Origin of the sequence: Candidatus Stoquefichus sp. SB1 (genome assembly GCF_001244545.1) — a bacterium.
Lineage (GTDB): Bacteria > Bacillota_I > Bacilli_A > Erysipelotrichales > Coprobacillaceae > Stoquefichus.
Genome location: NZ_LN852695.1, coordinates 820,718 through 839,879, shown reverse-complemented (window position 1 = coordinate 839,879; position 19,162 = coordinate 820,718). Strand labels below are relative to the sequence as shown.

At 31.5% G+C, this 19,162-nt stretch carries 17 protein-coding genes; 2 read left to right on the top strand and 15 right to left on the bottom strand.

Annotated features, from left to right (window positions below):
* Positions 1-1,455 carry an ABC transporter permease gene (locus tag BN1865_RS12085; RefSeq protein ID WP_050637494.1) on the bottom strand — a complete coding sequence of 485 codons (1,455 nt, stop codon included), beginning with the start codon at positions 1,453-1,455 and terminating at the stop codon, positions 1-3.
* Positions 1,456-1,584: 129 nt separating this feature from the next.
* Between BN1865_RS12085 and BN1865_RS12080 the strand changes: the two genes are divergently transcribed.
* Positions 1,585-1,890, top strand: coding sequence for a Dabb family protein (locus tag BN1865_RS12080; RefSeq protein ID WP_050637493.1), 306 nt, complete (start codon positions 1,585-1,587; stop codon positions 1,888-1,890).
* A gap of 3 nt (positions 1,891-1,893) precedes the next feature.
* Here the strand turns inward: BN1865_RS12080 and BN1865_RS12075 are convergent, their stop codons facing one another.
* From BN1865_RS12075 to BN1865_RS12050, 6 genes are all read right to left on the bottom strand, one after another.
* Positions 1,894-2,403 (bottom strand): flavodoxin domain-containing protein, encoded by a 510-nt coding sequence (locus BN1865_RS12075; protein ID WP_050637492.1) that lies wholly within the window; start codon positions 2,401-2,403, stop codon positions 1,894-1,896.
* Positions 2,400-2,867: a MarR family winged helix-turn-helix transcriptional regulator gene (locus BN1865_RS12070; RefSeq protein WP_050637491.1), complete on the bottom strand. Its 468-nt coding sequence runs from the start codon at positions 2,865-2,867 to the stop codon at positions 2,400-2,402. The genes BN1865_RS12075 and BN1865_RS12070 overlap by 4 nt, the downstream gene beginning before the upstream one ends.
* A complete protein-coding gene (locus BN1865_RS12065; protein ID WP_050637490.1) occupies positions 2,860-3,252 on the bottom strand; it encodes an FMN-binding protein in 393 nt (130 codons plus the stop codon). Before BN1865_RS12065 ends, BN1865_RS12070 begins: the two co-directional genes overlap by 8 nt.
* A 109-nt stretch (positions 3,253-3,361) precedes the next feature.
* Entirely contained in the window at positions 3,362-4,585 is a 1,224-nt protein-coding gene (locus BN1865_RS12060) for a DUF308 domain-containing protein (RefSeq protein ID WP_050637489.1), read from the bottom strand.
* Positions 4,585-4,932 carry a NusG domain II-containing protein gene (locus tag BN1865_RS12055; protein ID WP_050637488.1) on the bottom strand — a complete coding sequence of 116 codons (348 nt, stop codon included), beginning with the start codon at positions 4,930-4,932 and terminating at the stop codon, positions 4,585-4,587. The genes BN1865_RS12060 and BN1865_RS12055 overlap by 1 nt, the downstream gene beginning before the upstream one ends.
* A 1-nt stretch (position 4,933) precedes the next feature.
* A complete protein-coding gene (locus tag BN1865_RS12050; protein ID WP_050637487.1) occupies positions 4,934-5,617 on the bottom strand; it encodes a VanZ family protein in 684 nt (227 codons plus the stop codon).
* A gap of 133 nt (positions 5,618-5,750) precedes the next feature.
* On the opposite strand from BN1865_RS12050, the gene BN1865_RS12045 reads away from it, so the two are divergent.
* Positions 5,751-6,074: a PTS sugar transporter subunit IIB gene (locus BN1865_RS12045; RefSeq protein ID WP_050637486.1), complete on the top strand. Its 324-nt coding sequence runs from the start codon at positions 5,751-5,753 to the stop codon at positions 6,072-6,074.
* A gap of 33 nt (positions 6,075-6,107) precedes the next feature.
* On the opposite strand, the gene BN1865_RS12040 is transcribed toward BN1865_RS12045, so the two are convergent.
* The 8 genes from BN1865_RS12040 to BN1865_RS12005 form a co-directional block, all read right to left on the bottom strand.
* Complete coding sequence (locus tag BN1865_RS12040; protein ID WP_050637485.1) at positions 6,108-8,213, bottom strand: sensor domain-containing protein; 2,106 nt, start codon at positions 8,211-8,213, stop codon at positions 6,108-6,110.
* Positions 8,214-8,349: 136 nt separating this feature from the next.
* Positions 8,350-10,284 carry a bilirubin reductase, long form gene (gene bilR, locus BN1865_RS12035; RefSeq protein ID WP_050637484.1) on the bottom strand — a complete coding sequence of 645 codons (1,935 nt, stop codon included), beginning with the start codon at positions 10,282-10,284 and terminating at the stop codon, positions 8,350-8,352.
* 144 nt (positions 10,285-10,428) lie between these two features.
* On the bottom strand, positions 10,429-11,295 hold the full coding sequence (locus BN1865_RS12030) for a helix-turn-helix transcriptional regulator (protein ID WP_232780386.1): 867 nt from the start codon (positions 11,293-11,295) through the stop codon (positions 10,429-10,431).
* 74 nt (positions 11,296-11,369) lie between these two features.
* The gene (gene adhE / locus BN1865_RS12025) at positions 11,370-14,039 is read right to left on the bottom strand and encodes a bifunctional acetaldehyde-CoA/alcohol dehydrogenase (RefSeq protein ID WP_050637483.1); all 2,670 of its coding nucleotides are present in this window, start codon (positions 14,037-14,039) and stop codon (positions 11,370-11,372) included.
* A 138-nt stretch (positions 14,040-14,177) separates the two neighbouring features.
* On the bottom strand, positions 14,178-15,119 hold the full coding sequence (locus BN1865_RS12020) for a calcium/sodium antiporter (RefSeq protein WP_050637482.1): 942 nt from the start codon (positions 15,117-15,119) through the stop codon (positions 14,178-14,180).
* 118 nt (positions 15,120-15,237) lie between these two features.
* The gene (gene brnQ / locus BN1865_RS12015) at positions 15,238-16,524 is read right to left on the bottom strand and encodes a branched-chain amino acid transport system II carrier protein (RefSeq protein WP_050637481.1); all 1,287 of its coding nucleotides are present in this window, start codon (positions 16,522-16,524) and stop codon (positions 15,238-15,240) included.
* A 49-nt stretch (positions 16,525-16,573) separates the two neighbouring features.
* Complete coding sequence (locus BN1865_RS12010) at positions 16,574-17,503, bottom strand: AEC family transporter (protein WP_050637480.1); 930 nt, start codon at positions 17,501-17,503, stop codon at positions 16,574-16,576.
* 103 nt (positions 17,504-17,606) lie between these two features.
* The gene (locus tag BN1865_RS12005) at positions 17,607-19,076 is read right to left on the bottom strand and encodes a glycoside hydrolase family 1 protein (protein ID WP_050637479.1); all 1,470 of its coding nucleotides are present in this window, start codon (positions 19,074-19,076) and stop codon (positions 17,607-17,609) included.
* Between the last annotated feature and the right edge of the window lie 86 nt (positions 19,077-19,162).

Genomic DNA, 19,162 nt, shown 5'->3' with positions numbered 1-19,162 from the left:
TTACCCCTCCTTTTTAACCAGAATTTCTCTTGGTGATAATCTTAAAATATAAATTGATGGTAAAACAACTGATACTAGCCAAATCAAACTAGTGATTTCTCCAAGTTGAATAATGGTTTGTGTTGTTAAGGAAACATCAAGTTCTGCATTTTCTGGTGATTGCATTGCTTTATCTAAGAAACGAGATGATTTTTGACTATCTGCTTTTTCATTTTCTGTTTCTTGATTGTTTCCTGGCATTTCCATAACCATTTGTTGTTGATTATTTTGTGTAGACTCAAGCATTGAACTCACAACATTAGAGACCATTTTACCTGTTCCTAAAGACAATCCAAATGCCACAATAGCAATCATCAATACTTCTATTAACTGTTGCAACATAATTTTAATTTTGGCTTGTCCTAAAGATAATAACACTCCAAACTCATAAAAACGGCTACGCATTGTTAAGATAAGAATAAGGCATAAGATGGCACTACCTGCCCCCACAACAACCCATAAGAAAATAGTTGCAAATTGTTCCATATTTTCTAAAGATGATATACTTCTTTGATAGACTTGATCATTCGCATCTAATGTATAAGTTTCAAAGTCAATATCTGTTGATGATTTAGCAAGTGCTTTAAATGTATCAATATGTTCAGGATCATCTAAATAATAAGTTGCACTTGATATTTCCGTTGTACTATCATTAAGCTTTTGAGCAGTTGTTAAGCCCGTGTAAATTTGATTAATTGGGTTTTGACGATTACTCATCATGCCACCCATTTGACTTGATGTTTCAATTTCATAAATACCAACAATTGTTAATTGAACAGAAATCTCCTCATTATCATCATTTGTTGATGTAACTGTTAATTGATCACCTACAGCTAAATCATTATCCTTTGCTAAATTTGTTTCAACGACACAATTTGTACTCTTTTCATCATCACTTGTTAATAAACGACCACTTTTTAAAACATAGTTTCCTTCTGTAAAGTCTGATAAATGAGCCATTGTTGTATTACCAACAACAGTAAAATCATTATCATCTAACATTTTTGGCTGGTCTCCATTGTTCTGTGGTCCTTGGCGAGTTTTAGTTGATGACTCAGAATCTGAACTCATTGCAACTGGATCAATATCATCACTTGTCACTCCAACATTTATTGTATAATTATAACTATCTACATACTTTAATGTTTTCAGTTGATCAGCCATAGATACCGTTATATGACTAATTGCTTCATCCATTGTGGCACCCTTATCTCTATTTTGCATCATATTTTGCATGTTATAAGAAAGGGTTACATCACTTCCTAAAGATGTTCTCACTTGTTCCATTGATTTCGTTGTTGCACTCTTAATAGACAATCCTGCAATAACTAAGTTTGCAATGACACACATTAAGACGAATAATAACATTGTTTTCCCCAGATTTTTCTTAATACTTAACATCGCATTTTTAATCATTTCCATTCCTCCTTTTACACTTTTAGTTTATGAAATGAATGCATGGAAATAATCAAAAAACTATGTGAAAAAGTAGTAAAGTTTTTGTTTTTCGTATATAATCATTTCATAATAAGGAGGAAATAAAGCATGATTAAACATATCGTTTGTTTCAAATTAAAAGATAACAGTTTAGAAAACTGTCAAAAAGCACGTGACATTCTTATGTCTATGAAAGGAAGAGTTGATACACTTATAGATATCCAGGTAGGCATTGATTTTTTACATAGTGAAAGATCTTACGATATTATCCTAGAAACAATTGTCGCTGATGAAGCTGCACTAGCAGCTTATCAAAATGATCCCTATCATTGTGATGTTGTTAAAAAACATATGCATGAAGTTAGAACTTCTAGTGTATCCGTTGATTACTATATCGAAGAAAAGCAGAGTTAAATACTAACTCTGCTTTATAGTTTCTATAAGTGGTAAAATATCACTTTGTTTTGCATGATTATGACTCTTAGCAAGTGCTATCATCATTTCCTCTTCTTCCATTGTTTTTTCTGTTTTTTTCTTTAATGAATGATACATCATTTTTAACATCCTTTTTGAAAAAAAGCCCATTTTATCATAATTCAAACCCGCTTCAAAATAATAAAATGGAACATCTTGATTAAATAAAGACAGATTATCTTTTTTCACTTTTTCAATAATCTCTGTTGCTTCTTTTGAAATAGCTCCTGTTGCAAAAATAACAATTTTTTGATTCTTTATATATGACTGAAACTTTTTTAATCCATTGATTTGCCCTGCCATCAATCCTGCACCATAAATTACCATATCATATCCATCCAAAGTTTTGACTTGATTCAAAGAAAGCATATCACAATTTAATGATGATTGAATCCATTTTGCATATTGTTTAGAAAAACCTGTTTTACTTTTATAAACAACGATTATTTTCATTTTCCATTCTCCTTGATTTTCATCAGATTATTTTCCATAATCTTGATAACTTGTAATGTACTTGCTATTTGTTGTGGTGTTAAACCACTGTATAACTGTTCCATAAATGCCAATTCCTGTTTTTCATATTTTACTTTTAATTCAGCCATTTTATCTGTTTGAATAATTCTCATTTTGCGTTTATCCACTTGATCACTTACTGTTTGAAGAAACCCTTTTTCTTCAAGTTTATTAATCAACTGTTTAACATTTTGATGCGAACTTCCCATAACCTCTGATAATTGATTAACAGTTGGTGCTTCATCTTGAAAAAGTGATAAACATATTAATAAAAAGAATTGTTTACATGTGATTTCATCATAAAAAGTATCTCCTGCTGCCTGTAATCTATTACCAAACGCAAAGAACAACCCAAACAAAATACGCTCATTATCCATTCCTACTAACAATTCATCTCTATCCATTCTTATGAACTCCTTTCTGTAAAGCCTGATTCACAGCATTTTTGATAACTTCACTAGAATAAGTTGCCCCACTTATGATATCAACTTGATAATCATTGTTTTGAATCATGGATTGAACTATATCTTCTGCTGGAGCCCCAAAACCATTATCATGTTTTAAAATATCTATTTGTTGAATTCTATGATTATTAACAGTCACATTGACTTTTACCTTAATAAGCATTGTTTCAACATCACCCTCATAAGTTCCATTATCAACATCATTCATGACAATATTACTATATTTCAAATCTTTAACATCCTGTATCTGTTTTTGAAACAAAATAAAAACGATACATCCTAACACAACAACGATTCCTAAAATAATCCAAAGTCCCTTTTTCATATATTCTCCTTTAGGTAATACATTACCTATATATGTAATATATTACATATTTTATGATTTGTCAATAAAAAAGATAAATACATCATTTGCATTTATCCTCTCTATTACTTTAATATAGTGTTTTTGATAATACTCTTGAATTTTCTTTTTTAGCTTCTTCCTCAAAATAACTAAAATATGTTCCTGGTGTAATAATTCCATTCATATTGACAATATCTATTCCAGACTTACCAATAATACGATCAGCCAATAATACACAGTTTGTTGTCATTACAAAATAATATTTAAATTGTCCTTTTTTAAATTTATAGAATTGTGCTTGAGTGTGACTGTACAAACGACTCGCATAATCATTTGCTTTTGCATGATAATAAATCGGTGGTTGCCATGCAATAAGATTCTCTTTAAACTTTTGAATTGTTTCTTCAATATGGGTTCTTTGTACTTCATCTAATGAAAGTGTATAACCAAAAACATGGCTCGTTGGATCATCCTGTTTACAAAACGGAATATATTTTTGCTTATCTACAATAAATAAAACCCCATCACCAATGGCACCAAATAAACGAGTTGATGCTTCATCGTATGCACCATACGCTATGACTTCATGATTATAACAAATATCAACATGTCCAATCGCTCCAAAACCATCTTTACTCACATGAATCAATACTTCTAAATCACCTGTACGAGATGCCTCAACAATAATATCATCTGTTTCTAAATGTTCATTTATATATTCAATCACTATTCTTGGCATTAATGCTACCATAAAAACAGGTAACGAAACACGAATATGTCTTTTTAAAGAATTCACACGATTTTCTGATAACAATTCACGAATGGATTGAGAAATATATTTCACACCTAAATATAAACTATAAATAGCAAAAATGATTGTCATTTCTTGAGCATGTACTGAGGGTGACAGCAAAAACGATACACCACCAGCAAGAAAAACAATGGAAGCAAGTAAGAAGATCATTCTGCCATTTACTTTTTCTTTTCGATAATAACAATAAGTTATAAAATGTGATAATCCAGCAATACATATATACAAAGCAAAAATAACAATAACAAATGAAAAAGGCAATTGAGGAAAAAGAAGGAATAATATACCAATCATGATGTGAATCAAATATTGTAAAAAATGATTCTTATGAGTACTTAACATTTTAACAATATTAAACAAGGCATCTACAAGAATAATCAATCCAAGCAAAATGACAATTGTATATACAAAATAAGATGAATATACAAAGGCAAAAATACTTATAAAAACAAATAACATTCCTAGCAGGAATGTTAGAAAAAAATGAAATTTATTTTTCATTAAAATGCGTCCTCAGTTTCTGCTTGTACAACATAAATCTCATTAGGTAAACACATAATTGTTTTTGAACTTCCTTCTTTCACCCAACCCATTTTTTCACAATCATGATTTGGACATTCTACATCAACAGCATGATACTGATGATCTTTGACTTCTAAATTAAATTTTCCATAACTTCCTTCAAAAGTATATGTCTTATCTATTGAAATATCAATTTGTTGAATTAACTTATCTTTATAATATACTTCAACAATATTCTTTTCTCCCTGAAACATTTGATAAACAAAATAACCAATTCCAATAACTAAACACAATACAACAATCACAATAATATCCTTTTTCTTCATTTTAATTCCTTTCTTTTAATGCATAAATATGCTCAAGTGGTAAGCATTTCAAAAATAAATACATCAAAAAAGCCCCCACAACATTTAAAAATAAATCATCAACATCGCCACTTCCTATTCTGAATATGACCTGTAAAACTTCAACACTTAAAACCATCATAAAAAGTGTTGGCAAAAAAATATAAACTTTTCTCTGACAAGCAAATAAAACTGGTAAAAAATAAGCCATAGGCATAAAAACAATTAAATTCCCTAATATATTTCTTAATAATGTTTCTAAACTCACAATATGATTTTGATAACCTCTGATAAATAATTGTATTGTTTCAAACAAATCTAAATTAACATTATATTTCCAGTATTCTTCAAAAGATAATGTTTCCTTAAACACTTGCCTGCCAAAATCAGGATCTAAAAATAAAACGTATATAAGATTTAGACAATATATGACAAACACAATCCAATGTGCTTTCAAAAAACCTTTTTTCCTTTCTTTTAAACTTGAATTAATGAGTCGAAAATGTGTATAACTACCAATGGAAATCATTTGAATACTTAATAAAATAAGTTTTTGTAACAATGTTAATGTCCATTGAGGTAAGAGAATATATACAAATTGTACCCCAAAACTCACAACAATTCCTAATAAAAAAATCCATTGAAAATATCTATTTTTCTTTTCCATAACACTATGGTAAAGGAGTCATAGAGATAAGTCAATAATTTTATATTTCTTTATTTATTATTCTTTCATTCTGAAATGACTAGGTGTATAATATATATATAAAGAAAGACAAATAACAAGGAGGATTTATAGAATGATGAAAATTATGTTAGCATGTAGCGCTGGGATGTCAACAAGCTTACTTGTGACTCGTATGGAAAAAGCTGCTGCTGAAAGAGGTTTAGAATGCAAAATCTGGGCTGTTAGTGAAACTGCACTAACAACTGAATATGCTGCTGACCCATGTGATGTATTACTTATAGGACCTCAAGTACGTTTCCGTTTAAATTCAATCAAAGAACAAACAAAAGGTGAAGTTCCTGTTGAAGTTATTGATATGCGTACTTATGGTATGATGGATGGATCAAAAGTTTTAGATCAAGCTTTAAAAATGTATGAAGATTGGAAAAACAAATAATATTTAATCAGTGCATAAAATAACGATAGATTCTTAGGAGTCTATCGTTATTTTTTTATTTTGTTCAAACCATAATTTTTCAAATGATAAAATAGGTAAAGGTTTAGAAAAGACATATCCTTGAACCAAATCACATGATGTTTGACTTAAGAAATCAACTTGTTCCATCGTTTCAATACCTTCAGCAACTGTTTCCATATCTAAGGACTTAGCCATATCTAAAACACTTCCGATAATAATATTCTCTCTATTGTTTTCCATCTTTTCAGATGAAAAGAATGCTTTATCTAACTTGATTGTATCGACATCTAAATCTTTTAAAGTATTCAATGTCGAATAACCACTTCCAAAATCATCCATTGAACAAGAGAAACCTTCTTTATGAATTTTTTGAATAATATTAATGAATATTTCAGGATTTTCAAAAACAAGTGTTTCCGTTAATTCAATCTCTAAATATTTTGCAGAAATGCCATATTTATTTTTAATTCTGACATATTCATCTAAGAAACCATTTTTAGAAAAGTGTGATCTTGACATATTAATTGATATCGTCAGCATCTCTTTGCCTTCATCCTGCCATCTTTTAAGACATTCACATACTTTTTCAAATACATATAAATCTAATTGGATAATAAAACCATTGGTTTCAAAAATTGGGATAAATTCAGAAGGTGGAAGGAAACCACGTTGAGGATGATTCCATCTTACCAAAGCTTCGGCACCTAAAATAGTTTTCTTTTTTAATGAATATTTAGGTTGTAAGTAAACTTCAAACTCATCATTTTTTAATGCTTCTCTCATACGATTTTCAATATCTTTTTCGTCTAGCATTTTTATACGTATTGCTTCATTATAATAACTCATAATACATAAATCAGAATTTTGATCATTGCTTGATTTAATAGCTGCATGTGCTCTATCTTGCATATAAGTCACAGAAATATCAGGTTCATTAATCAAATAAATACCTGCCATAAAAGTTAAATAATACTTATATTCCTCTTTATCATTATATGAATTGATATCTTGTATACACTGATTTAATCGCTCTTCAATACTCTTTTCACCATCTGTTTTAATAAGAATAACAAAATTATCTGAAAATAATCGTGCAACATATTCATCTTCATCTAAATGTTCACGCAATTGACGATATATATATTTGAGTGCAATATCTCCGGCTTCAATGCCTGCAATTTCATTGACAATCTTAAACTTTTGTAGATTGAGCCATACCATTGCATATGTTCCTGGTTTATGAGAACGGACTGCATCACCAGCAACCAAATCAAATTTTCTTCGATTATAACCTTTTGTAACTTCATCAGAAAATGCTAATTTATGTAATGATTGATTATATTGTTGAAGCTGTTGTTTTTGTAAGGTTAATTCTGTAATATCTGAAAAAAGCAATAAATAGATAGGATCATCTTTATCCTTATCAATACATTGTGCTGATACTGTTAAATATTTTTGTTCATTGTAAGCATCATATGGAGAAATATTAAAAATAAATGATTCTCCTTGGCGTAATTTTGAATAATTATCAGCTACCTCTTCTAATCCATTTTCCTTTGACATATCATTCAAATGAATAGAAAGATGTTGTCTAAAAAAATCACGGAAACGATAATTACCATCCAAAAATTCTAATCCATCTTGAGTTATTTTATATTTTGCGATTAAACCAGGAAAATTATTTTCTGTGGTTTCTTTTTCAATCTTATTCTGCATTAATTCACTAACATCCATCATCACTGAATAAGAGATGCGATAACCATTCACGTATTCATCAGTAAAGTTTCCTACAACTTTAATCCACAATCTTTGTCCATTTTTATGTCTCATACGTACAATAGCATCATATCGATTTTTTCCTTGTTGAATTGTATCCATAACAATCTGACTCAGTTCATGCCAATCATCAGGATCATTTTTATAAAATAAATCAGGACGATTATGATACAATTTTTCATATTCTTCTTTTTTATAACCAAACATTTCATAATAACGCGAATTTGCCGTCACTAATGTAAAATGTTCATCTAATAAATGTTTACTAACACTAGCATTAAGAGACGTCATTAAAAGTTGATATTCTATATCTTGTGACAATTCTGCATTATCTTTTTCCATTTTATTACCTCCAATGTGGATACCACTATATAGTATATCACTTTATAAAATAGAAAACTTGTATTTTGACTTGTTTCTTTAAATTTCTCTCAAAAGAAAGATAGATATGTCACTAAACATATCTATCTTTTAAGAATTATATTGAATTTGCAGCTAAATAACCTTCTTCAATAGCTCGATTAATGTCAGCTGCTCTTTCATGACAATCACCAACAATATGAACATCAATACCAGCCTCAATTAAAGCAGTGGTATCAAAGGCATTTGGTTTTGCTCCTACTGCCATGATAACATAGTCACATGGTAATGAAACTTTTCCATTTTCATCTTCCGCTTCAACAGATGCTTTTGTAATTCCTGTTACTTTTGTTTTGGTTAATAATTTAACATTATGTTTTTTAAATGTTTCAAACATTGTTGGTTTGACAGTTGAAGATTCTTCTTTAGCAATTTCGTCTAACATTTCCACAATAGAAACATGGCAGCCCATCTCAGCTAATAATTCAGCAGTTTCAGCCCCAACAAGACCACCTCCAATGACAACAACATTACCACTTGGAAGTTGCTCATGATTCAAAACTTTCCATGCATCATAAACATGAGGCAAATCATGACCAGGTATTGGCAAATCAATATTAGATGCTCCTATAGCAATAATTACACTATCAGGTTTTTGATCAAGAATACATTTCGCACATACATTTTGTCCCAATCGCAAATCAACACCAAGAACTTTCATTTCATTTGTTAAATAATGAATAGCTCTTGTCATTTCTGATTTTCTAGGAGGAATACTTGCGATATTCAACTGACCACCTAATGTTGTTTCTCGTTCAAATAAGATAACATCATGCCCTCTTGTCTTGGCAACTCTAGCAGCTTCCATTCCAGCAGGTCCACCGCCAACAACAATCACTTTTTTCTTAGCTGTAGCAGGAGCTATAACTCTTTCATATTCATAGCCATTCTCTGCATTTAATACACAACTTAAGAATTGACGATTTTGAATAGCATCTGTACATCCTTTATTGCACATCATGCAATAACGAATTCTATCTTGTTGTCCTGCTTCTAATTTTTTAACAAAGTCAGGATCAGTTAATAATGAACGTCCTAATCCAATAATATCGCAAACTCCATTTTCAATTAGAGCTTCTCCATTTTCAGGTGTGAGTATACGTCCTACTGAAGAAACAGGAATAGAAACTGCCTTTTTGATTTGTTTTGTATAGTCATTCATAAAACAATAAGGCTGTGTTCCCATGGCTGGGATAGTATCATTCATATTTCCAGTATGATTGGCTTGTCCAACATGAATCATATCAACACCAACTGTTTCTAATATTTTGGCTAATTGAATAGCTTCTTCGATAATCAAGCCACCTTTTCCTCTATAAGTTCCATCTTCATTAACTGTAACAATAGGTAATTTATAGTCAATACAAATATCTGGTGCATTGGCTTTAATTGTTTCCACAACCTTTAATGCAAAACGTGTCCTATTTTCAAAAGATCCACCATAATGATCTGTTCGGTGATTTAAAATAGTTGAACATAATGAACCAACAAGACGATCCCCATGGACTTCAATAACATCAACACCTGCCACATAAGCACGCTTCACGCATTCACCCATCTTCACTAAAATCGTATTTAATTGTTCTTCTGTCACTTCATCAATATAATGCAACATATCATGATGAAGTTTCGCTCTTGCAGCCTGCATATCACCTTTTTTAAACATTTCTGCTAAAGCATCAACATCATATTCAGGATGAAATAATTGAATTCCTAATTTACAATCATAAGTATGAAGTGCATCTGCCAAAGCCTTAAACGCTTCAACTTGTCCATCATGAAAGAGTTTAGGCGTTGGTGAAACTGTATTGACAGGGGCAACATCACCCAAAACAATATAGGCAACCCCACCTTCAGCTAATCTTTTATAGAATTGAAGGCTCTGCTTTCCTATCGTTCCATCACGTTCCTCATAACCTGTGGTCATTGGCGGAAACATAATACGATTCTTTAATGTGATTTTTCCAACTTGGATTGGTTCTAATAATTTCATTGTCTATCCTTGTATAATTTATCCTTATACATTTTCCTTTCTTCATTTCACATGCAATGATTTCTTTATCCATATGATAGCACTTACAAATATACAAAACATACGTATTTATGTAAAAAACATATACATTTATGCATATGTTTTTTATTTCACATGTTTCTTATATTCTCTTGGACTTACTCCTACTTGCTTTTTAAAATCCTTAGATAAGTGATAAGCTGAAGAATAACCTAATTCCTGTGCTAAAGCGGTTAAACTTTCTCCTAATAATAAACGACTTTGTACATATTGAATTTTCTCCTGATGAATATATTGAGCAGGAGGAATAGAAAGAACTTCTATAAATGCTTTATATAAAACACCTTTTGAGACACCTAAATCTTGAGCCATTGTATTCAAACGAATAGATTCATACAAATGTTCTTGGATATAATGGATAGCTTCATTGACTAAATCTGTATAAGGTGAATGAACAATGCGAATATGATTATCATGACTTCTTTTTAATTGTGCCCGCATAATTTCAACAACAACTCTAATCAAAGCAGAAGTAATAATACTAGAATAACCGATTTCCTTTTCGTTAGCTTCAATGAGTAAACGATCTAGCATTTCTCTAAAATCCTTCATTTCATGAGCATATATTAAATGACCATGTTTTGTAAGCATTGATAAGAATTGTTTTCTAAGATGTAATGGTTCTATTTCAAAATGAAAGTAATAATAAGAATATTGGCAATATTTTTGATTTATAGAGACATTAAGTTGATAAGGTTCTAAAATCAGAAAACTGCCTGGTGGACATTCATATTCCTTGTTCCCAATTCTTGTTATAGAACCACCTTCACGATAATAAACAATTTCAATATCATTAGAAATATATTGAACTTTGGTATCATGCTGACTTTGCCATAAACCAAAATTATTAATCTTAAAAGTCATTTGTCCTAATAATTCTGTAAGATCATCACTTTCAAATTGCGTATATTGTTTTTGGGTTTGAATAAACATAACAATCACATCCTCAAATCTATTTTACGCCAAAAGAAAAGGCGTTGCAAATTAGCAACACCCTTTATTCATTATTATTTCTTTAATGCTTCAGCAGCAAACTTAGATTCATAATCATAAATCATTCTTAAGATTGCTTCCATATCATGTACCATAGGCATTCTTGGGTTTGCTGGAGTACATTGATCTTCATAAGCATTCATAGCCATTCTATGAACTGATTCTTCCCAAGCATCTTTATCAATACCTTGAGATTTAATGTTGCAAGCAACACCAACTTTTGCACATAATTCTTCACATGCATCAGCGAACATAGCAACACCTTCAGCTGGAGTTTTTGGATTTAAACCAATTAATTGAGCTAATTCCATATATTTAACATCAGCTTTATAGTTTTCAATCTTTGGCCAGATATTTAACTTAGTAGGGATAGTTCCGTTATATCTAATAACATGTGGTAATAAGATACCATTTGTACGACCATGAGGAACATGCCATTCTCCACCAATCTTATGAGCTAATGAGTGGTTCATACCTAAGAAAGCATTAGCGAATGCCATACCAGCAATTGTTGCTGCATTATGCATTTTTTCTCTTGCTTCTGGATCATTTTTACCATTCTTAACTGATCTTTCTAAGTAATCAAATACTAATTTAACAGCTTGTTTAGCCCATCCATCAGTAAAGTCAGATGCTAAGATAGAAACATAAGCTTCTACTGCATGAGTTAATACGTCAATTCCAGTATCAGCAGCAATTGATGCAGGTAAACTCATAACAAATTCTGGATCAACAATAGCAACTGTTGGAGTTAATGAGTAGTCAGTTAATGGATATTTCTTATTAGCTTGTTTATCAGTGATAACAGCGAATGGAGTTACCTCTGAACCTGTACCTGAAGTCGTTGGGATACAAATTAATCTTGCTTTCTTTCCTAATTCAGGGAATTTGAATGCACGTTTTCTGATATCCATGAATTTTTGTTTGATATCATCAAAGTTAACTTCTGGATGTTCATACATTAACCACATAACTTTAGCAGCATCCATTGAAGAACCTCCACCTAATGCAATAATAACATCTGGTTGGAATTTTCTCATTAATTCAACACCTTCATTAACAGTGTCAATACTTGGATCTGGTTCTACATCAAAGTATAATTCCATATCAACTTTGTTACGTCTTCTCTTAATAACATCTTCGATCTTATCTACATAACCAAGATTGTACATACCTCTGTCTGTGACAATCATTGCTTTTTCCATGACTTTCATGTCTCTTAAATATCTAATTGAATTTCTTTCAAAATAGATTTTTGGAGGAAGTTTAACCCATTGCATATTGTTGTTACGTCTCCCTATTCTCTTAATATTTAATAAGTTTACAGCACTTACGTTATTAGAAACTGAGTTGTGTCCATAAGATCCACATCCTAATGTTAATGAAGGAATGAATGCATTATAAACAGAACCAATACCACCAAATGTTGATGGAGCATTTTCAATAACACGAATTGCTTTACATTTTAAACCAAATTCTACTGAAATTTCATGATTTTGAGTATGAATTGCAGCTGAGTGACCTAAACCATTGAATTCAACCATTGCAGCTGATTTTTCAATACCATCTTTTGTAGAAGTTGCTTTTAAAACAGCTAATACTGGAGATAATTTTTCTCTTGTTAATGGTTCATTAGGACCTACTTCTTTACATTCAGCACAGATGATTTGAGTATCTTCTGGTACTTTGAAACCAGCTTGTTCAGCAATCCAAGTTGCATCTTTACCTACAACATTAGGATTTAATTTTGCTTCATTCACTTTATCAGTATAAGAAGCACAACCAAACATAAATGTTTCAAGTTTTGCTTTTTCATCAGCATTAACGAAATAAACTTTAAAACGATTCATTTCTTCTTTAAAATCTTTATAGATTTCTTGGTCAACGATTGCAGCTTGTTCAGAAGCACAAATCATACCATTATCAAATGATTTTGATAATACGATATCGTTAACTGCTCTTTTTAATACACAAGATTTTTCAACATATGCAGGAACGTTACCAGCACCTACACCTAAAGCAGGTTTACCACAAGAGTAAGCAGCTTTAACCATTGCATTACCACCAGTTGCTAAGATAGTTGCTACACCTGGATGGTTCATTAATGCAGTTGTTGCATACATAGAACGTAATCCTAACCATTGAATACAGTTTTCAGGAGCCCCAGCAGCAACAGCAGCATCTCTGATAACTTCAGCTGCTTGAACTGAACATTCATAAGCAGATGGATGGAATGAGAAGATAATTGGATTTCTTGTTTTTAATGAAATTAAAGATTTGAAGATAACTGTAGAAGTTGGATTTGTTGTTGGAACGATACCACAAACAACCCCAACTGGTTCAGCGATTTCAGTGATACCAGTTAATGGATCTTCATTAATAATACCTACAGTTTTTAAATGACGAAGATTGCTTGTTACATATTCACAAGCGAATAAGTTCTTAACAGCTTTGTCTTCAAAAACACCTCTACCTGTTTCTTTAACTGCTGCTTCTGCTAATACACCATGTTGGTCTAACCCAGCAACTGAACACTTTGCAACGATGTAGTCAACTGCATCTTGATCAAAAGATTCAAACTTTTCAAGAGCCTCTAATGCTTTTTGAACTAACTCATCAACATGAGCATCAATTTGTTCATTAGTTGGTTCTTCAACTTTTTTTACAGCTTTTTTTTCTGCCATTTTCTTTCCTCCGAAATATTAATTTAATTTACAATGTAAATATACTATATTCCTTGTGAAAAAACAAGCAAGATAATACATAAATCCAAATAAAAAGGCTTACATTTTTCATGTAAACCCTTTCTCTCATGAATTTTTTTACAATATATAAACCAAATAACATACATACGATATCAACATTATAAAAGCACCATACTTTTTCAACTTCATATTCTTTCCAACAAACACCATAAACATAACAACAGCACCAATTGCAATCAATCCATCAATTAAGAAACCAGGTGCAAAATGAATCCCAGCTGGTGCAACCAAAGCCGCTGTTCCAAGCACAAACAAGATATTAAAAATATTACTTCCAATAATATTTCCAATCGCAATATCATTTCTACCTTTCAAAGAAGCACTCACTGACGTTACCAATTCAGGGAGTGAAGTTCCAATCGAAACAATTGTTAATCCAATAATACGGTCACTCACCCCAAATGCCTGAGCAATTTGACTGGCAGCATCAACAGTCACCTGACTTCCAACAACAACACAAACAATTCCTAAAACAATCATCACAATGAGTTTCCATAAACGATCATTTTCATCTAATTCAGGAATATCATCAATTGCACTATCATCACCACGTTTTGTTAAACGATATAAATAATATAAAAAGACTAAAAAGAAAAGCCATAAAATAACACCATCTATGCGAGAAATATTTTCATCTGCATATCCTAAAAACAAAAGGACTACAGTAATCACAAGAACAAATGGTGTTTCTATAAAGAAAGTATTTTTCTTAACAACTAATTCACCAATCATTCCAGCCACACCTAATATTAATAAAACATTAGCAATATTACTCCCAATAATATTACCAATCGCAATTCCTGATGTTCCATGAAATGATGAAGTAATACTCACAGCCGCTTCAGGTGCACTTGTCCCAAAAGCCACAATCGTTAATCCAATCACAATCTGTGGAATATGTAATAACGCAGCAACTTTTGATGCTCCTTCTACAAACACATCAGCACCCTTAATCAACAAAACAAAACCGACAATTAATAAAATGATATTCAGTAACATAAATCCTCCTTATTATTATAAAGAAAACAAGCCCTTTAAAAGGACTTATATTTATTAAGTAGTATAACATATTGAAACTGAATTGCAAGTCTATCGACAAAACTAGAGAATATATCAGTTAATTTTCTTTTTTAGAAAATACTATTCCTAATAAAAACCCTAAAACAGTAAAAACTATCCAGCCTAATGATTGATCAAACAATGGAATATAATGTAACCATTGATAATCAAGTCCTAGTCCTGGTAATAATCCAAGAATACTTCCAATACCTGTCAACAACATTGTGATTTGATAGACATATGAATATCTCTCTATCCACTGATGTATAAATGCCAAAACAATCAAAACAATTGATAATGGATAAAGAAAATGGAGTACAGGAATAGAAACCTTAAGAATCATATCTAAACCAATATTAGAAATAACCATACTGATGAACGCAAATAGAAATGCCCATTTTTTATAACTGATTTGAGGAACAATTTCACAGAAGTATTCACTACAACAACAAATTAAACCTATACAAGTATTTAAACAAGCAATAAAGAAAGTTGCACCTAGTATAATCACACCAGTATTTTGAAATAAATAGCGAACAAACTGCATCAGTGTTTGCGCCCCATTAAGATGATAACCATTGATATATCCTGCTAGTCCTCCAATATGTAACAAAGCACAATAAACCAATGTTAGACATATCCCAGCAATGACACCAGCTTTCATTGTTGAAGAAACAATTGTTTTAGAATCCTTAATGCCTTTACTTTGAATATTTAAAGCAATGATAATTCCAAAATTTAAAGCTGCAATTGTATCCATTGTCTGATATCCATCTAAAAAACCTTGAACAAATGCTTGACTGCTATAAGGTTCAACACTAGCACCATATTGAAAAGTTCCAGCAAAAAAACTACCAACAAAAATAATCCCAATTAGACATAACAAAATCGGACATAAAACTTTCCCTAAACGATCTGATAATTTCTCTGGATTCAAAGCCATATAGAGCGCAATTGAAAAGAAAACACATGAATAAATAATCTGTGCAATGCTTCCATAATCACCAATAAAAGGAACAACTGCCATCTCAAATGATGTACTTGCTGTTCGTGGAATGGCTAAACATGGTCCAATGGATAAATAAATCAGCAACGTAAAGATAAATGCAAATTGAGGATGGACACGTCCAGCCAATGCTTTTAAACCACCAGATTTAGCGACTGCAATCACTCCTAGCACTGGTAATCCAACTGCACTGATAATAAAACCAAACATTGCAAGCCAAGCCAGATGGCCTGCCTGCTCCCCTAAAAATGGCGGAAAGATTAAATTTCCCGCCCCAAAAAACATCGAAAATAATGTTAAACCTATAAACAAGAGTTCTTTTCTCTTTAATGTCTTCATACTCACACCTCAATGTTTATTATTGTAACAAATTGAGAAAAGAATGCAACTATAATAATTGATAAAGCATAACCATCAAAGGCATACTGATAATACTAAAGATAACACTCATCACATTCATAATACTGGCATAACCAGGATGTTTGTTATATAGTTGAGCAAATTGCGTAATGGTTGCTGCAGCAGGTGCACTGGCTGCTAAAATAGTAATCAAAAAGATTTGATTCGCATCAGATGAAATCGTTGATAAACCAGTAAGACGAAATACCAAAACAGTTATAAGTGGATAAACAATTAATCTCATCAAACAAATAAGATAAGTTCTCTTTTCACTAAAAATATCTTTAAAATTCATTTCACCAATTAACATGCCAATGACAATCATAGCAAGTGGTCCTATCATACTCCCTACTTTATCAAAAGTTGTCACAACCAAAGCAGGTAATTGAAACTGGGACAGAAACAAAAGAATACCAATCATAATTGCTATAACATTCACATTTAAGAAAATCTTCTTTATATCATATTGTCTTTCATTACATACTAAACTTTTCGCATGTGTCCATAAAAGAATGGTTTGGACAATCATATATCCACTCGTATACAAAACCCATTTCTTTCCTAAAATAGCTCCTACCAAAGGAATAATTAAATTACCTGAATTAGAATATATAATAGTTGCTTTTTCAATCGGTGCAAACCCGAATATTTTCCCTAATAACTCTGTTAAAGGTATATAAATAATATGAACAATAATAGCTCCTAATAAAGCCAATCCTAAACCAAATAATTTATCTGGTGTAAATTCAATCATAAAAGATGTCAAAATAGCGCAAGGTGACACAACAAATAAAATAACTTTTGAAATCACTTTACTATCTTGAGTACTTAATGTTTTTGTTTTCACTAACATAAAACCTAAAAAAATCATAATAAACAACTGACATATCTGTTGCATTAATAACAAACTTAATTCCATAATGAACCTCCAATCCCACCTAGTATAAAGTTTTTTTATCAGACAATCAACTCATACAATAAGAGAATTATTGAATGATTTGAAAAAAGTAATAACACCGTTATTACTCTTCAAATAAATAAGCACCATTTGTTTCAATAACTTTCTTATACCAATCAAATGATTTCTTTTTATATCTCTTATATGTTCCATTTCCTAAATCATCACAATCTACATATATGAATCCATATCTTTTACTCATCTGTTTTGTTGATTCACTCACGATATCTATACATCCCCATGATGTATACCCCATTAAATCAACTCCATCTATCTCTATCGCATTTAACATTTCCTTAAAATGGACATCAAAATAATCAATACGATATTGATCGTCAACTGTTCCATCCACTAATTCATCCTTAGCCCCGAGTCCATTTTCTACTATAAATAATGGCTTTCTATAGCGATCATATAAATCTACTAGTGAAACTCTTAAACCAATTGGATCAATCTGCCATCCCCAATCACTTGCTGGTAAATAGGGATTCTTAACTGCAGTGACTGTATTTCCCACTGCTGTGTCTAATCCATCTACACTTTTTGCTGAACATGATGACATATAATAACTAAATGAAACAAAATCAACTGGATATGCCTTCATAATATCAAGATCTCCTTCTTCCATCTTGATATTCAATCCTTCATTCTTAAACTTCGCCAGCAGATATGCTGGATATTCTCCAAAGACCTGTGTATCACTATAGCAGTATGTACTTCTCATATCCTGCTGTGCCTGCAAGACATCCTCTGGCTTACATGTATATGGATAATATGTTAATTTTGTCAGCATACAGCCTACCTTTGATCCTGGTATCTTTTCATGACATATCTTTGTTGCCAAGGCACTTGCTACAAACTGATGATGCATCGCCTGGAAGATCACTTCCTGGAAATTGCGACCTGGGAATCGATCTTCTACCAGTCCTCCTGTTGTATACGGATGTCTAATCATTGAATCCACTTCATTGAATGTCAGCCAGTATTTCACCTTGTTCTTATATCTTTCGCAGATCACTTCTACATATCTGACAAACATGTCAACCACTTCTCTTGATGCCCATCCATCATAATTAAGTGTCAAATTGATTGGCGGTTCATAGTGTGACATTGTCACTAGTGGTTCTATTCCATATTTTAGACATTCATCAAAAATATCATCGTAGAACTTCAAGCCTTCTTCATTTGGTTCCTTGTCATCACCATTAGGAAAGATTCTTGTCCAGGCAATAGACATACGATAAACCTTGAATCCCATTTCAGAAAACATCTTGATATCTTCCTTATAATGATGATATCCATCAGATGCATGTCTTTTAGGATACAGAGAATCATCCTTAGATAACAAAGCATCTTCAATATCCTGAGTTGTGATACTATTATGTGCCTTATAATCCTGAACATCAACATCTAAATGATGTCTAGCACAATCAGAGACACTAACTCCTTTTCCTCCTTCATTCCATCCACCTTCATATTGATTGGCAGCAGTGGCACCACCCCATAAAAATCCTTCTGGAAATTGTCTTGTCATAACATGACCTCCTTTATTGAGTATCATTATACTTTATTTTTTGATTTTGACTTGCCTTTTTCTTCATTTTGGAACAACACTCCAAA

Excerpts from the sequence above, each read along its gene's own strand:
- BN1865_RS12085 (WP_050637494.1), bottom strand. The coding sequence starts at position 1,455 with ATGATTAAAAATGCGATGTTAAGTATTAAGAAAAATCTGGGGAAAACA.
- BN1865_RS12080 (WP_050637493.1), top strand. The coding sequence starts at position 1,585 with ATGATTAAACATATCGTTTGTTTCAAATTAAAAGATAACAGTTTAGAA.
- BN1865_RS12075 (WP_050637492.1), bottom strand. The coding sequence starts at position 2,403 with ATGAAAATAATCGTTGTTTATAAAAGTAAAACAGGTTTTTCTAAACAA.
- BN1865_RS12070 (WP_050637491.1), bottom strand. The coding sequence starts at position 2,867 with ATGGATAGAGATGAATTGTTAGTAGGAATGGATAATGAGCGTATTTTG.
- BN1865_RS12065 (WP_050637490.1), bottom strand. The coding sequence starts at position 3,252 with ATGAAAAAGGGACTTTGGATTATTTTAGGAATCGTTGTTGTGTTAGGA.
- BN1865_RS12060 (WP_050637489.1), bottom strand. The coding sequence starts at position 4,585 with ATGAAAAATAAATTTCATTTTTTTCTAACATTCCTGCTAGGAATGTTA.
- BN1865_RS12055 (WP_050637488.1), bottom strand. The coding sequence starts at position 4,932 with ATGAAGAAAAAGGATATTATTGTGATTGTTGTATTGTGTTTAGTTATT.
- BN1865_RS12050 (WP_050637487.1), bottom strand. The coding sequence starts at position 5,617 with ATGGAAAAGAAAAATAGATATTTTCAATGGATTTTTTTATTAGGAATT.
- BN1865_RS12045 (WP_050637486.1), top strand. The coding sequence starts at position 5,751 with ATGATGAAAATTATGTTAGCATGTAGCGCTGGGATGTCAACAAGCTTA.
- BN1865_RS12040 (WP_050637485.1), bottom strand. The coding sequence starts at position 8,213 with ATGGAAAAAGATAATGCAGAATTGTCACAAGATATAGAATATCAACTT.
- bilR (WP_050637484.1), bottom strand. The coding sequence starts at position 10,284 with ATGAAATTATTAGAACCAATCCAAGTTGGAAAAATCACATTAAAGAAT.
- BN1865_RS12030 (WP_232780386.1), bottom strand. The coding sequence starts at position 11,295 with ATGTTTATTCAAACCCAAAAACAATATACGCAATTTGAAAGTGATGAT.
- adhE (WP_050637483.1), bottom strand. The coding sequence starts at position 14,039 with ATGGCAGAAAAAAAAGCTGTAAAAAAAGTTGAAGAACCAACTAATGAA.
- BN1865_RS12020 (WP_050637482.1), bottom strand. The coding sequence starts at position 15,119 with ATGTTACTGAATATCATTTTATTAATTGTCGGTTTTGTTTTGTTGATT.
- brnQ (WP_050637481.1), bottom strand. The coding sequence starts at position 16,524 with ATGAAGACATTAAAGAGAAAAGAACTCTTGTTTATAGGTTTAACATTA.
- BN1865_RS12010 (WP_050637480.1), bottom strand. The coding sequence starts at position 17,503 with ATGGAATTAAGTTTGTTATTAATGCAACAGATATGTCAGTTGTTTATT.
- BN1865_RS12005 (WP_050637479.1), bottom strand. The coding sequence starts at position 19,076 with ATGACAAGACAATTTCCAGAAGGATTTTTATGGGGTGGTGCCACTGCT.